The 13,546-nt window shown below is 61.1% G+C and carries 15 protein-coding genes; 11 read left to right on the forward strand and 4 right to left on the reverse strand.

The window, feature by feature from the left end:
* Nucleotide 1: 1 nt before the first annotated feature.
* The 6 genes from TRM7615_RS18335 to selD are packed head-to-tail and all read left to right on the forward strand — an operon-like array spanning nucleotide 2 to nucleotide 5,243.
* Entirely contained in the window at nucleotides 2-346 is a 345-nt protein-coding gene (locus tag TRM7615_RS18335) for a Na+/H+ antiporter subunit C (RefSeq protein WP_108790280.1), read from the forward strand.
* Nucleotides 343-1,905, forward strand: a complete 1,563-nt coding sequence (locus TRM7615_RS18340) for a monovalent cation/H+ antiporter subunit D (RefSeq protein ID WP_108790283.1) — start codon at nucleotides 343-345, stop codon at nucleotides 1,903-1,905. Before TRM7615_RS18335 ends, TRM7615_RS18340 begins: the two co-directional genes overlap by 4 nt.
* Nucleotides 1,902-2,399 carry a Na+/H+ antiporter subunit E gene (locus tag TRM7615_RS18345; RefSeq protein WP_108790286.1) on the forward strand — a complete coding sequence of 166 codons (498 nt, stop codon included), beginning with the start codon at nucleotides 1,902-1,904 and terminating at the stop codon, nucleotides 2,397-2,399. Before TRM7615_RS18340 ends, TRM7615_RS18345 begins: the two co-directional genes overlap by 4 nt.
* The gene (locus tag TRM7615_RS18350) at nucleotides 2,396-2,665 is read left to right on the forward strand and encodes a K+/H+ antiporter subunit F (RefSeq protein WP_108790289.1); all 270 of its coding nucleotides are present in this window, start codon (nucleotides 2,396-2,398) and stop codon (nucleotides 2,663-2,665) included. Before TRM7615_RS18345 ends, TRM7615_RS18350 begins: the two co-directional genes overlap by 4 nt.
* Nucleotides 2,666-2,678: 13 nt before the next feature.
* Entirely contained in the window at nucleotides 2,679-3,071 is a 393-nt protein-coding gene (locus TRM7615_RS18355; RefSeq protein ID WP_108790292.1) for a Na+/H+ antiporter subunit G, read from the forward strand.
* 15 nt (nucleotides 3,072-3,086) lie between these two features.
* Nucleotides 3,087-5,243: a selenide, water dikinase SelD gene (gene selD / locus TRM7615_RS18360; RefSeq protein ID WP_108790296.1), complete on the forward strand. Its 2,157-nt coding sequence runs from the start codon at nucleotides 3,087-3,089 to the stop codon at nucleotides 5,241-5,243.
* Between the two features lie 169 nt (nucleotides 5,244-5,412).
* Here selD and mnmH read toward each other — a convergent pair whose 3' ends face one another.
* Nucleotides 5,413-6,465: a tRNA 2-selenouridine(34) synthase MnmH gene (mnmH, locus tag TRM7615_RS18365; RefSeq protein WP_108790638.1), complete on the reverse strand. Its 1,053-nt coding sequence runs from the start codon at nucleotides 6,463-6,465 to the stop codon at nucleotides 5,413-5,415.
* Between the two features lie 141 nt (nucleotides 6,466-6,606).
* On the opposite strand from mnmH, the gene TRM7615_RS18370 reads away from it, so the two are divergent.
* Nucleotides 6,607-7,101: a MarR family winged helix-turn-helix transcriptional regulator gene (locus TRM7615_RS18370; RefSeq protein ID WP_207775247.1), complete on the forward strand. Its 495-nt coding sequence runs from the start codon at nucleotides 6,607-6,609 to the stop codon at nucleotides 7,099-7,101.
* Nucleotides 7,102-7,128: 27 nt separating this feature from the next.
* On the opposite strand, the gene TRM7615_RS18375 is transcribed toward TRM7615_RS18370, so the two are convergent.
* Both TRM7615_RS18375 and TRM7615_RS18385 read right to left on the reverse strand, forming a co-directional pair.
* Nucleotides 7,129-7,818: an SOS response-associated peptidase gene (locus TRM7615_RS18375; RefSeq protein ID WP_108790299.1), complete on the reverse strand. Its 690-nt coding sequence runs from the start codon at nucleotides 7,816-7,818 to the stop codon at nucleotides 7,129-7,131.
* 397 nt (nucleotides 7,819-8,215) lie between these two features.
* Nucleotides 8,216-9,793, reverse strand: a complete 1,578-nt coding sequence (locus TRM7615_RS18385; protein WP_108790304.1) for a bifunctional metallophosphatase/5'-nucleotidase — start codon at nucleotides 9,791-9,793, stop codon at nucleotides 8,216-8,218.
* 143 nt (nucleotides 9,794-9,936) lie between these two features.
* On the opposite strand from TRM7615_RS18385, the gene TRM7615_RS18390 reads away from it, so the two are divergent.
* The 4 genes from TRM7615_RS18390 to arsC are packed head-to-tail and all read left to right on the forward strand — an operon-like array spanning nucleotide 9,937 to nucleotide 12,099.
* Nucleotides 9,937-10,275, forward strand: coding sequence for a DUF952 domain-containing protein (locus TRM7615_RS18390; protein ID WP_108790642.1), 339 nt, complete (start codon nucleotides 9,937-9,939; stop codon nucleotides 10,273-10,275).
* On the forward strand, nucleotides 10,272-10,706 hold the full coding sequence (locus tag TRM7615_RS18395) for a DUF1330 domain-containing protein (RefSeq protein WP_108790307.1): 435 nt from the start codon (nucleotides 10,272-10,274) through the stop codon (nucleotides 10,704-10,706). The genes TRM7615_RS18390 and TRM7615_RS18395 overlap by 4 nt, the downstream gene beginning before the upstream one ends.
* On the forward strand, nucleotides 10,703-11,761 hold the full coding sequence (locus tag TRM7615_RS18400) for a quinone-dependent dihydroorotate dehydrogenase (protein WP_108790310.1): 1,059 nt from the start codon (nucleotides 10,703-10,705) through the stop codon (nucleotides 11,759-11,761). The genes TRM7615_RS18395 and TRM7615_RS18400 overlap by 4 nt, the downstream gene beginning before the upstream one ends.
* On the forward strand, nucleotides 11,758-12,099 hold the full coding sequence (gene arsC, locus TRM7615_RS18405; protein WP_108790644.1) for an arsenate reductase (glutaredoxin): 342 nt from the start codon (nucleotides 11,758-11,760) through the stop codon (nucleotides 12,097-12,099). The genes TRM7615_RS18400 and arsC overlap by 4 nt, the downstream gene beginning before the upstream one ends.
* A 136-nt stretch (nucleotides 12,100-12,235) precedes the next feature.
* Here the strand turns inward: arsC and TRM7615_RS18410 are convergent, their stop codons facing one another.
* On the reverse strand, nucleotides 12,236-13,546 hold the full coding sequence (locus TRM7615_RS18410; RefSeq protein WP_108790313.1) for an MATE family efflux transporter: 1,311 nt from the start codon (nucleotides 13,544-13,546) through the stop codon (nucleotides 12,236-12,238).

A 13,546-nucleotide genomic window follows, 5' to 3' on the forward strand; every position in this document is an offset into this window, starting at 1 on the left:
GATGGAATTCCTTCTGGCCAGTGCTGTTGGAATGTTGACCGCCGCTGGGGTTTATCTGTTGCTCCGGCGCCGGACGTTCCCGGTAATTGTGGGGATTTCGCTGTTGTCTTATGCGGTGAATGTGTTCCTTTTTGCGACCGGACGATTGGCGTTGAACGCACCTCCCGTTTTGAACAAATATGCCGATGTGCCTTATACTGACCCGCTGCCGCAGGCGCTGGTTCTGACGGCCATCGTGATCTCATTCGGGATGACCGCAGTGGTCGTGATGATCGCGCTCAGCGCCTATCTGTCGTCGCAAAACGACCGCATCGACATGTCCGAGAACACGGGGGACGACGTATGAGCCACCTGATTGTCGCCCCGATCGTGCTGCCAGCGGTGCTGGCGCCGTTCATCATCATGGTTCTGCGCCATCACCTGAGCTTGCAGCGAATCTTTTCCGTGGCCGGCACGGTCATGCTGTTGGCGATCTCGCTTGCTTTGCTGGGGATGACACTGGACGGGCAGGTGCACGTCTATGAGTTGGGCGATTGGCCAGCGCCCTTTGGCATTGTCATGGTGCTGGATCGTCTCTCGGCCCTGATGGTGCTGCTGACGGCGGTGCTGGCCATGGTGGTGGTGCTCTATTCCATCGGTTCTGGCTGGGACAACCGAGGGCGCCATTTCCATGCGCTTTTGCAATTCCAGCTCATGGGGGTATGTGGTGCCTTCCTGACCGGTGACGCCTTCAACCTCTTTGTGTTTTTTGAGGTTTTGCTGATCGCATCCTACGGCCTGATGATCCACGGCGGTGGCCCGCGCCGTTTGCGGGCGGGCGTTCAATATGTGGTCTACAACCTGCTTGGCTCGACCCTGTTCCTGTTTGCCCTTGGCACGCTTTATGCGGTGACCGGTACGCTCAACATGGCGGATCTTGCCGTGCGCGTGGGTGAGATGCCCGCAGATGACACCGCCCTGCTGCGCGTGGGTGCGGTGCTACTGTTGCTGGTGTTCTGCGTCAAAGCCGCGGTCCTGCCGCTGCATTTCTGGCTGCCCACCAGCTATGCCAACGCGCCGCTGCCCGTCTCAGCGCTGTTTGCGATCATGACCAAGGTCGGCGCCTATTCGATCCTGCGCATCTACACGCTGGTCTTTGGCCCCGAGGTTGAGGCAACCGCCGGGTTGGTCGGCGACTGGCTGCTGCCTGCTGCGATGCTGACGTTGATTGTGGGGTCCATCGGTATCCTGGGCACAAGGATCATCAACCGCATGATCGCCTTCGGCGCCATCGCCTCGATGGGGACGCTGTTGATTTCCATCGCGCTCTTCACCCCCATAGGAACCAGCGCTGCGCTCTACTATACGATCCACTCGACCATCGCGACGGCACTGTTGTTTCTGGTGGCCGATCAAGTACGCGAGCGACGCGGTATCCGCATCCGCTCGCACAGCCCGATGCCGCAGGCCGGGTTGCTGGCAGGCCTCTTCTTTGTAGGGGCCATCGCAATGGCAGGGATGCCGCCGCTGTCTGGCTTTGTCGGCAAGCTGCTGGTCATGGATGCCGCCCGCCAAAGCACCGATTTCGGCGTGATCTGGGCCGTGATCCTGATCAGCTCGTTCATCACCATCGTGGGTTTTGCCCGCTCAGGCTCGATCATCTTCTGGCGCAGCCACGACCCCGATTTCATCGACGCACCCGAACCCGAAGTCGAAATTGAAGGCACCGAAGACGAGCACGCCAAGGAGCCCGCGCCTGAACCGTACCCCGGCCTCGCTTTCTCGTCCGTCTTCGGATTGGTGGCCCTGCTGGTTCTGCTCACTATCTTTGCCGGGCCCGTACTGGAATTCACAGGCGAGACAGCCGCACAGCTTTTTGATCCGTCCGCCTATATCGACGCCGTTTTGCATGGGGGACAGAAATGAAGGTTCTACGTCGGATATTTCCCCACCCGCATCTGACCCTGCTGCTGACGCTGGTCTGGATGCTGCTGGCCAACTCGCTGTCGCTGAATTCGCTGGTGTTCGGCCTTTTCCTGGGCGTGGTGATCCCCTTTGTCACGCAACCCTATTGGCCCGACCAACCCAAACTGCGCAATTGGCTGATGATCATCGAATACATCCTCGTTGTGCTCTATGACATCGTTGTTGCGAACATCGTCGTGGCCCGCGTCATCCTGTTCAAACGCGACCAGGACCGGCAACCCGCCTGGATCTGTGTTCCATTGGAGCTGCGCACGCCCGAGGCGATCACGGTTTTGGCAGGCACCATCACCATGACCCCTGGCACGGTCACCGCCGATCTGTCGTCCGAAGGTCACAACCTGCTGGTTCACTGCCTGGACGCCCCCGACCCCGACGCCGTGCGGGACGAGATCAAACAGCGCTATGAACGCCGCCTGAAGGAGATTTTCGAATGATCACCTACGCTATCTACTTCACCTTCTCCTGTTTCGGCGCGGGCCTATTGATGAACCTGTACAAGATCGCCACGGCCAAAGGCGTCGGCGACCGGGTTCTGGCGCTTGATACGATGGTGATCAACGCCATCGCCCTGATGATCCTTTATGGCCTTGCCTTGGGGACCGAGGTGTTCTTTGAGGCCGCCATGATCATCGCCATGCTGGGCTTCGTCTCAACCGTCGCATACGCGCGCTTTTTGCTGCGCGGCAACATCATCGAATAAGGGAGGGGAAGACATGGAAACCGCATTCGAAGCCCTCATCGCCTTTTTCCTTATCGTGTCCGGCGTGTTTGGATTTGTCGGTTCTTACGGCCTTTTGAAACTCAAAGACTCGATGTCCCGGCTGCATGCGCCCACCAAGGCGACAACGCTTGGCGTGGGCGGGGTGTTGCTGGCGTCAATCTTTCACTCGATCGCCATCGAACATCACTTGTCCCTGCACGAGCTGCTGATCACGCTCTTTCTGTTCCTGACCGCCCCGGTGACGGCGCATTTCATCGCCAAGGCTCACATCCACATGAGCGAGACACCCGAGACCTTGCCCGGCGCGGAACAAGACGGCATATGGGCCACTCATGATGTGCCTGGGGACGATGAGACCGAAGGCGACAAGGATTCCAACGCCTGACGCAAAGGCCGACAAATGCACCAGCCCCCCCTGCCCCTGACCCGTGACCTGGTGCTGATTGGCGGGGGCCACAGCCATGCGTTGGTGCTGCGCAAATGGGGCATGTCGCCCCTGCCCGGCGCTCGATTGACCCTCATCAACCCTGGTCCCACAGCGCCCTATTCGGGCATGCTGCCGGGCTTTGTCGCAGGCCATTACACACGGGACGCATTGGACATCGACCTGGTGAGGTTGGCGCGGTATGCCGGCGCTCGGCTGGTTCTGGGCGCCGTGACCGGCATGAATGCTGCCGCCAAAACGGTATCTGTCGGAGGGCGTCCGCCGATTGCCTATGACGTGGCTTCGGTCAACGTCGGTATCACCTCTGACATGCCTGCCGTACCCGGATTTGCCGAGCATGCGGTGCCTGCCAAGCCTCTGGGACCTTTCGCAGAAAAATGGGCCGCCTATCTGGCAGGCACCGGTCCTGCCCGCGTTGCCGTCATCGGCGGTGGCGTTGCCGGGGCAGAACTGGTCATGGCCATGGCGCATGCGTTGAAATCACGGGGGCGCCTGGCTGAAATTACCCTGGTTGACCAGGCCCAAGCGCTCAGCGCCACCGGCCCCAAGGCTGCCCGTCTGATCCGTCAGACCATAGCGGAACTGGGTGTGAGCCTGATTGAAAACACCGGCGTGGCTCGGATCGACCACGACAAGCTGGTTCTCAGTACCGGGCAAGAAATCGAGGCCGACTTCATCACCGGCGCCGCCGGTGCGCGGCCCTATGATTGGACCGCCAACTGTGGCCTGGACCTGCACGAGGGATACATCTCGGTCGATGCTCATCTCCGCTCCAGCGACCCATCCGTGTTTGCCGCAGGCGATTGCGCCCATCTCAGCTTTGATCCCCGCCCAAAGGCTGGCGTCTATGCCGTCCGCGAGGCCCCGATCCTGCTCAACAACCTGCGTGCTGCCATGGGTGTCGGCCGACCAAAGACCTACAAGCCACAACGCGACTACCTCAAGCTGATTTCACTGGGCGGCAAATCTGCCCTGGCCGAACGTCTGGGCACCGCCGTTCAGGGAGGGTTGATGTGGCGGTGGAAAGATCACATCGATCAAACTTTCATGACCCGATTCCGCGATCTGCCCGAAATGCCCGCCACCAAACTGCCGGCAGAGCATGCGGCCGGGATGGCCGAGGCGGTCGGGGACAAACCCATGTGCGGGGGCTGCGGAGCCAAGGTCGGGCGCGGCGCACTGCGACAGGCGCTGGCGCCTATGGTCCCGCGTCGCGCTGATGTCACCCCGTTGCCAGGGGACGACGCAGCCCTGTTACAAACGGGCGGCGCGCGACAGGTGATGACCTCGGACCACCTGCGCAGCCTGACTGATGACCCGGTGGTGATGACCCGCATTGCCGCCGTGCATGCCTTGGGCGACATCTGGGCCATGGGCGCCGAACCGCAGGCCGCGACAGTCACACTGATCCTGCCGCGCCTAGCGCCTGCCCTACAGCAACGCACGCTGACCGAAATCATGACGACGGCCGACCAGGTGCTCATGGAGGCGGGCGCTGAAATCGTCGGCGGGCATACCTCGGTCGGGGATGAGTTGACCATCGGGTTCACCCTGACCGGCCTCTGCCCTCGCCCCCCGATCACCCTAGGCGGCGGACAACCCGGTGACGTTCTGATCCTGACCAAACCCATAGGCAGCGGTGTGATCATGGCCGCCGAAATGGCGGGACAAGCCCGCGGCGAATGGGTGGCATCCGCGCTGGATCACATGACCAGGCCGCAAGGCCAGGCATCCCGTATTCTGAAAGATGCGCATGCGATGACTGATGTCACCGGATTTGGATTGGCGGGCCATTTGCAAGGCCTGGCCGAGGCCTCGGGCTGCGGTGCAGATCTGGACCTGACTGCCATTCCGACCTTGCCTGGTGCCGAGCCTTTGGCGGCCCAAGGCGTACGTTCAACGCTCTATGCCGATAACCGCAACCTTGCGCCTGAGCTTTCAACAGGTGGCAAAGCCGACCTCTTGTTCGATCCGCAAACGGCCGGAGGGCTGCTGGCTGCGGTTTCACTTGAAGAGGCTGACGACTTGCTAACCGAACTGCATGCTGCAGGGTATCCCGCGGCGCGCATTGGGGTCCTGACCAAAGCAGCCGCATTGAACGTCACGGACTAGCGCCCGGTCCAGCTTTTTTCCCCATGGCCGATATCGACACCATGCAAGGGCAATGTTCTGCAGTGCCGCGCCGCGCACAGCGCGGCGCCCGGCCCAACGGGAGGAGGCACCCCGCTAGGGGTGACGACGACGGGCGGGAGCCCCCCGGGCCACCATACGGAGCAAATCATCACGCCTTATGCAGCATATCCTCGATCTGCGACGCCGCAGTCTCCAAACCGGGCCCGTCCAACCGACCGGCCTGAACCTGCCCGATCACCTGTGCATCATGGGCCTTGCGCGACTTCAGGTACGCCGGATCATAGTGCTGCTCCATCAAGGCCCGGGTCACCCCGGCCTTGTCTCCAGCCACGATCAACGCAAACCAGCCGTCGACAACTTCATGCCCGCGATGTTGCCGCAGATACCCCAACCGCTCGCGCAGCCCTGCGGCATCGGACAGGATGTCATCATAGGCCTGCACCAGGTACTCTGTCCGCGCCTCGATCGAGGCCTGAACCTCAATTCTGAGCGCGGCTTTCATTGCCGCCCACAGCGACGGCGGCAGGATCCGCTCGCCGATCTTGCTGCTTTCCGCCTCGATCAACACCGGACGCGCAGGATCCAGCGCGCAGAGCGCCCCCGCCAACGCGGATTCGAAGGCTTTCTGACTGGGCTGCCCGCCCGGCATCGCCCCCAGCATCGAGCCGCGGTGGTTGGCCAGACCTTCGAGGTCCAGAACTTGAACGCCGCGCTCGTGCAACACCTGAAGCAGGTCGGTCTTGGCCGTTCCGGTGAACCCGTCGAGCGCCACCATCCGGTGCGGCAAAGGATCATCATACAGATACCGGTTCACCAGCCGCCGATAGGTGCGATAGCCGCCCTCAATCACCTCGGCCCGCCAGCCAATCTGCTGCAACATCCAAGTGAACGATCCCGACCTCTGACCACCGCGCCAGCAATAGACCAGCGGACGCCATCCGCCCTCATGGTGACTCAGGCTCTGCTCGATGGCATTTGCGGCGTTGCGAAAAACCAATGCCGCCCCAAGTTTGCGCGCCAGAAACGGGCTTTCCTGTACATAGATGGTGCCGACACGCGCGCGTTCGTCATTATCCAGAACCGGCAGATTGATGGCACCGGGCAGATGATCTTCGGCATGTTCAGCGGGGCTGCGGACATCGATCACGGTATCGAAACCATGCGCATAAAGATCCGGCAGGGAAGCAAAGGAAATGGCCATGCCAAGCATCTAACCGGCATAGTCGGCAAGGAAAACCCTATCGTGGGGTATCCGAGACATGGTGAGGCATCCAGTACCTTGTCATTTCAGATCACTTACATCAGAATCGCACTTCGCAAGTGACAAGAAAAAAGAGAAAAGATGACCATTTATGCCATGCCCGGCCACCTGATCCGGCGGCTCAACCAGATCTCCGTTGCATTGTTCATGGACCGAATGGCGCAGGCCGACATCAAGTTGACCCCTGTACAATTTGCGACCCTGACAACGATCCGGTTGAACCCGGGGCTAGACCAGGCCTCGCTCGCAGGCCTGATCGCATACGACCGAGCCACTCTGGGCAAGGTCATCGACCGGCTGGCCGCGCGCGGACTTGTCTGCAGGACGATCTCGGTGCACGACCGCCGCGCAAGATGTCTGCAGTTGACGAACGCCGGGAATGAGCTGTTGGATGCTGCACGTCCCCTTGTCGAGGCCGTGCAACCCGAAATGCTGTCCGGACTGAGTCCAACAGAACAAGAGCAACTGATTGCGCTTTTGAAGAAGACCACAGATGCCGGCAACGCCCTGAGTCGTGCGCCCTTGGCTGCCGCGACGCAGGACCAACTCAAATCTGATCAGTACAGCCGGGGCTGAGCTGCCCCAAATTGACACAGGGCGTGTTCACCCCTCTCGAGGAAAACTTCCTTCGTCCTCAAAAGGTTCGATCAGTTCAGGCCCCTGAGACCTGTTGGAGTTTACCGCTGGATCCACGCGGTGATAATCCAGCACCTCTTCTGCTCCGGGCCGCATCAGACGGGCTGCGCCCTTGCCCTGCTCCCCCAGCCACAACGCCCAATCATCCGGCTCCAGGATCAAGGGCATACGGTGATGGATCGAGGCCATGTGGGCGTTGGCCTGGGTCGTGACGATCGCACAGGTGGCCTGCCGCGCCTCGGGCGGCCCCCAATCCTGCCACACGCCGGCAAAAGCAATGGGTGTTCCGTCACGGCGATGAATGTACCACGGCAGCCGGGTGTCCTGCGCTGACTTGGTCCATTCATAGAACCCGGTCGCGACCAGAAGGCAGCGCCGTTCCCGACAGGCTGCGCGAAAGGCGGGTTTTTCTGCCAGGGTCTCGGCCCGAGCGTTGATCAACAGGGGACCAGCGTTTTCCACCTTGTACCAGTGCGGCAGAAACCCCCATCGCATTGGCAGCAGTTGCCGTCCGGTTTCACCCGTGCGCACCACGTGCACTTGATTGGTGGGGCAAACATTGAAATTCGGTACCGATGGCAACGTGTTCGACGGCTGCGCCGCAAATAATTGCGCCATCGCATCGCTTGGCAGGGTGATCGCAAATCGTCCGCACATGCCCGTACTCTAAGGTTTGGGGTCGGCGAATTTCAACACAGATTGATGACGCGTGCCGCCTCATTCACAAACCGGCGCCATGAAGGTCGCGTTTGCCTGCCCCGGAAGCTCTCCCGCCCGTCGTCGATGCCCTAACGGGCACCTCCTCCCGTTGGGCCGGGCCTCGCTACGCTCGGCAGTTGGCGAGAGCGGCGAAACAGATGCCCTAAACGCGACCGCGCCGAGCCGCAGGCGAGGCGCCCGGCCCAAGGCCGCCAGCGGTGCCGACGAAGTCGGGATCGTGCGGGCGCGGGAGCGCCGCGTTCGCACCAAAAGCTGCAGAGCCCTTGGAAGTGAAACGCCAGACAAAAAAAGAGCGCAGGTTTCCCTGCGCTCTCCAGACCGACATCAAGCCTGATTACTTCTGCTTGATGCGCCCATCCACATAGGGTTGATACGGCGCGTTGGCGGCGAGGTACTCTGCTGTCACATCGGCCAGATCTGGACCATAGTCATAGGCGTTTTTGTCATCGCCCGAGAACACCTTGTATCCGTCGCCACCGTTGCGGACATAGTTGTTGGTTACCACCAGATAGGTCGCGCCCGGGTCGATTGGCACAAAGCCATCCTCGCTGGCCACCATGACATCACTCACACGGCCTTCGTTCGGAGCAACCGATGCATCAAACGTGAAGGTGATCCCTGATACCTGAGGAAAGCGACCCTTGACCTCTTCGACCTGGCTGACGCCGTTTTCCAACGCGTCAATTACCCCCTGACCGCTGATTTCAAAGGTCGACAGCGTGTTCTGGAACGGCAGCACGGTCAGTACCTCGCCCATGGTCACGTCGCCCGCATCAACGCTGGCGCGGATCCCACCCGAGTTTGCGATTGCGATGGTCACACCCTGATCTGCGACGCGATCCAGCATAGCGTCTGCCACCAGGTTGCCCATCGGGCATTCCTGAATGCGACAAACAGCCCGGTCCCCTTCAATCGGAGAGGCAGCGCTTGCCACAACTTTGTTGCGAATTTCGTCCAGGGGCTGTGCCAGTTCGGCGATGCGCGCAACGGTGGCCTCATCTTCGACCACGGCACCATCCATAACCAGCGGCTCGCCCTTGGCCTCGATCACGTTGCCTGCGTCATCAAATGTGACGTTCAGCTCGCCCAGGAACTTGCCATAGGCATAGGCCTGCACAATCTGCACGTCGTTCACGACGGTCGGATACGGACCCGAAGCACGATCTGAAACGTTGCTGAGATAGGTGTTCGAGTGCCCACCAACGATCACGTCCACCCCGGTGGTTCCCGCAGCGACCTGCTGATCGACCCCATAGCCCGAGTGGCTGAGTACGATGATCTTGTTGACACCCTCTGCAGTCAGCTTGTCGACCTCACCCTGAACCGCAGCAACCGGATCGCTGAAAGTCACGTTCGGGCCCGGGCTGGCCAGCTCGTTGGTGTCTTGCGGGGTCAGACCGATCAGGCCGATCTTTTCGCCGCCCTTTTCGATGACGGTCGATTTCATCAACGTGTCGGCCAGCAGTTCCTCTTTCGAGACATCCGCATTTGACATCAAAACAGGGAAATCAACTGCATCCATAAAACCACGCAGCACTTCGGGGCCATCGTCGAATTCATGGTTGCCGACAGTCATGCCGTCATAGCCCAGCTTGTTCATGAACTCGGCGGCGACCTTGCCCTTGTAGTAGGTGTAGAACAGCGAGCCCTGGAACTGATCCCCGCCGTCCACCAGTACCGAATTTTCCGCTCGTTCGCGCGCCTCGGCAATGGCCGTCACCAGACGGGCCGACCCACCAAAGCACTTACCTTCAGCGTTATCGCCCTCCCGGCAGCCGCTGTCATACTTGCTGATCGGCTCGAACCGGGAATGGAAATCGTTGGTATGCAGAATGGTCAGTTTGTATTCGGCTGCCGCCATCCCGGCCGTCAGGCCAAGTGCGGCAGCGGACATCAAAAATCGGGTCAACATCAATGAACTCCCTTATTGTTGGTTTTGGACAGATCGTGCCCCCGTTTGGGCCCCAGAGTCAAAGACAGAAATGGGCGACGTAAGGAGAGGTCACGCTGCATTGGTTCTTGATTCCCAAGCCTGCCCAAGGCATCACCCAAACCATGCTGATCTATAAAATCTTTCGCGCGGACGAATGGGCCGCATTGCAGGCCGCTGGCGAAACCGACGGTGCACCAATTGATGTCAGTGACGGGTTTGTTCACTTCTCGACCGCAGAACAAGCAGCCGAGACAGCTGCCAAACATTTCGCAAATGCCGAGGGTCTGACCCTGCTTGCCTGCGACGCTGACGCCTTGGGCGAGGCGCTCAAGTGGGAGGTGTCGCGCGGCGGCGCTCTGTTCCCGCATCTCTATCGCAAGCTGCACATGACCGACGTTTTGTGGGCCAAGCCCCTGCCACTTGCAGACGGTGCGCATCAATTCCCCGAGGATATGGAATGACCACCAAGTACATCGATCCGGAACGTGAACAGTTCGAGGCCTTCAAGGCGCTCGATCGGGATCAGCCGATCGAGATGCTGAACCTTGTGAAGTTTCGCGAGCGCGCGGCCTATCCCGCGGAGCATCCGTTGGCCTCGGCCGGGCTGACCGGCGCCGAGGCGTATAGCAACTATGGCATCGACACCGCGCCGATCATCATGCGGCTTGGCGCCTCGATTGTCTGGCGCGGCTCCATGCAAGCCGTGCTGATCGGCCCCAGCGATGAGCATTGGGACGAGGTCTTTGTCGCCCGTTACCCAACCGCGCATGCGTTTCTGGAAATGGTGACCGACCCCGATTATCAGCGCGCCGTCATTCACCGGCAAGCGGCCGTCGAAACCTCACGTTTGATCCGCTGTGCACCAGCGGCCGGCGGAAAGGCTTTTGGATGAAACTGACCGAGAAACTTGGCTTGTCCGCACTGCATCGGATGGACCCCGAAGCCGCACATGGCCTGTCGATCAAGGCGCTCAAGATGGGTTTGACGCCCACCCCCGGGCCAGTCACGTCGCAACGCTTGCGCACGCAAGTCGCCGGGCTTGATCTGCCCAATCCGGTCGGCCTGGCGGCAGGGTTCGACAAAAACGCCGAGGTGCTGGCCCCGCTGTCGCAGTCCGGGTTTGGGTTTATCGAAGTGGGCGCAGCCACGCCGCGCCCACAGCCCGGCAACCCGAAACCGCGCCTCTTTCGCCTGACCGAAGATCAGGCCGCGATCAATCGTTTCGGCTTTAACAACGAAGGGATGGAAGCCATCGGCGCGCGCCTGGCCAAACGTCCCAAGGATGCCGTGATCGGGTTGAACTTGGGCGCCAACAAGGACAGCACAGACCGGCCTGCCGACTTTGCCCGCGTGCTGGCGCATTGCGCGGCACATCTGGATTTTGCCACCGTCAACGTCTCCTCTCCCAACACCGAAAAGCTGCGCGATCTGCAAGGCAAAGAGGCGCTGACCGCGCTTTTGGCTGGCGTCATCGAGACCCGCAACGGACTGGAGCGCAAGGTGCCTGTGTTCCTGAAAATCGCGCCGGATCTGACCGAAGCCGAGATCGAAGATATCGCCGCGGTGGCACATGAAACTGGCGTAGATGCGGTGATTGCAACCAACACCACCCTCTCGCGAGACGGGTTGGCCAGTGCACACAAGGGCGAGGCTGGCGGTCTGTCCGGTGCACCGCTGTTTGAAAAATCGACCCGCGTCCTGGCGCGGCTGTCTGCCTTGACCGACGGGCGCACACCGCTGATCGGTGTTGGCGGGATCAGCACTGCCGAGCAAGCCTATGCCAAGATCTGCGCCGGTGCCTCGGCCGTGCAATTCTACACGGCCATGGTCTTTGGAGGATTGTCGCTCGCAGGAGATATCGCGCGCGGTCTGGATGACCTTCTCAAGCGCGATGGATTTGCCTCGGTCGCCGAGGCCGTTGGCAGCAAACGAGAGGATTGGCTGTGATCGAATATTGGCATAACCCACGCTGTTCCAAGTCCCGTCAGGGGTTGGCTTTGCTCGAAGAGAAGGGCGCGGAACTCACTGTACGAAAATACCTGGAAGATGTCCCTTCGTTGGATGAGCTGCGTGCCGCGCAAGCCGCGCTTGGCGTTGCTGCGATTGCGATGATGCGGACGGGGGAAAAGACGTTCAAGGAGTTGGGGCTCAGCAAGGAGGCCGACAACGCAATCCTGTTGCAAGCAATGGCGGACCACCCGATCCTGATTGAACGCCCCTTGGGCAAAACTGGCAACAAGGCCGTGATTGGTCGCCCGCCCGAGAACCTGCTCGACCTGCTTTAAACCCTGCGCGGCCTGTCGGCCTTGCGTCCTGCGGACGGCGGGGGCCAGGCTCTTGCGGGCAAAGCCCGCAAGAGCCTGGCCGAACGGGAGGAGGTGTTTCGCAAGAAACATCGACGACGGGCGGGAGCACCCCCTACTAGCTTGCGACTTGCGCCTCGAGCCGGGGGTAGCGCAGCCACATGGTCAGGCCGCGCGCCACATTCAGCACCATCAGCGCCGCCCACAGGCCGTGGTTGCCATAGATCGGCACCAGCACCACCAGTGCCACCACATAGGCCGTTACGGATTGGATCATCGCGATCCGCATGTCGCGGGTCCAGGTGCCGCCGATGTAGATGCCATCGAACATCCAGCTGGCAACGCCCAGGACCGGGGCCAGAGCCGCCCAGAACAAGAAATCGCGCCCGACCTCTCGAACCTCCGGCGATGTGGCCATCAAGTCGATGATCGCAGGCCCTGCCAACCAGAACACGAGGCCAAGCCCTACCGCGCCGCCAACGCCCCATTGCGAAGCCACCACAGCCGCGAGACGCACCTGCGCGCGATCTCTTGCGCCAACGGCACCACCGACCAAAGCCTCTGCCGAAAAGGCAAAGCCATCGAGTGCAAACGCAGTCACCTCCAGAAATTGTAATAGGATCTGGTTGGCCGCCAAGTTCACATCACCCAGATCCGAGCCGATGAACAGGAACGTCGTGAACGATCCCGTCAGCAGAACCGACCGCACCATGATGTCCGCGTTCACGGTCAGCATTCGGCGCAAACGAACAGGGTCGAAGATCCGCGCCCAGTTGCGCCATTGATCGCCCGCAAAGGCATCGCGGCACAGCCACAGCCCAAGCGCCAACCCGGTCCATTCGGCGAACAGCGTCGCTATGGCCACGCCCTCGACACCCCAACCCAGCCCCAGCACGAACCACAGGTCCAGCACGATGTTGAGCCCGTTCATCCACAGCTGCAGGACAAAGACGCCTCGCGTGCGCTCGACCGCGATCAGCCAGCCGGTGATGGCGTAGAGTGCGATTGTGGCGGGTGCCCCCCATATGCGGATCGACAAATAATCGAGCGCCAGCCGCTCGACCTCGGCACTGGCGGGGGCCAACCAAAACGCGCCTGCAAACAGCATGGCCTGACCGAGGATGAACAACACTCCGGCCGCAAACCCCAGAAGCAAGCCGCGCATGAGCAATGCTCCGGTCTCGCCCACGTCGCCTGCGCCGCGGGCTTGGGCGGCCAGCCCGGTTGTGCCCATCCGCAGAAAGCCAAAGATCCAGTAAAGCGCAGACAGGATCACTGCCCCGATCCCAACGGCCCCGATAGGGGCTGCCGCCCCCATCTGTCCCACAACACCCGTATCCACCGCGCCCAGAATGGGCACGGTGGCATTTGAAATCACGATGGGGATGGCGATGTTCAGAACCCGCCGATGGGTGATCTGATCGCTCAC

The sequence above is a fragment of the Falsiruegeria mediterranea M17 genome (assembly GCF_900302455.1).
Classification (GTDB): Bacteria; Pseudomonadota; Alphaproteobacteria; order Rhodobacterales; family Rhodobacteraceae; genus Falsiruegeria; species Falsiruegeria mediterranea.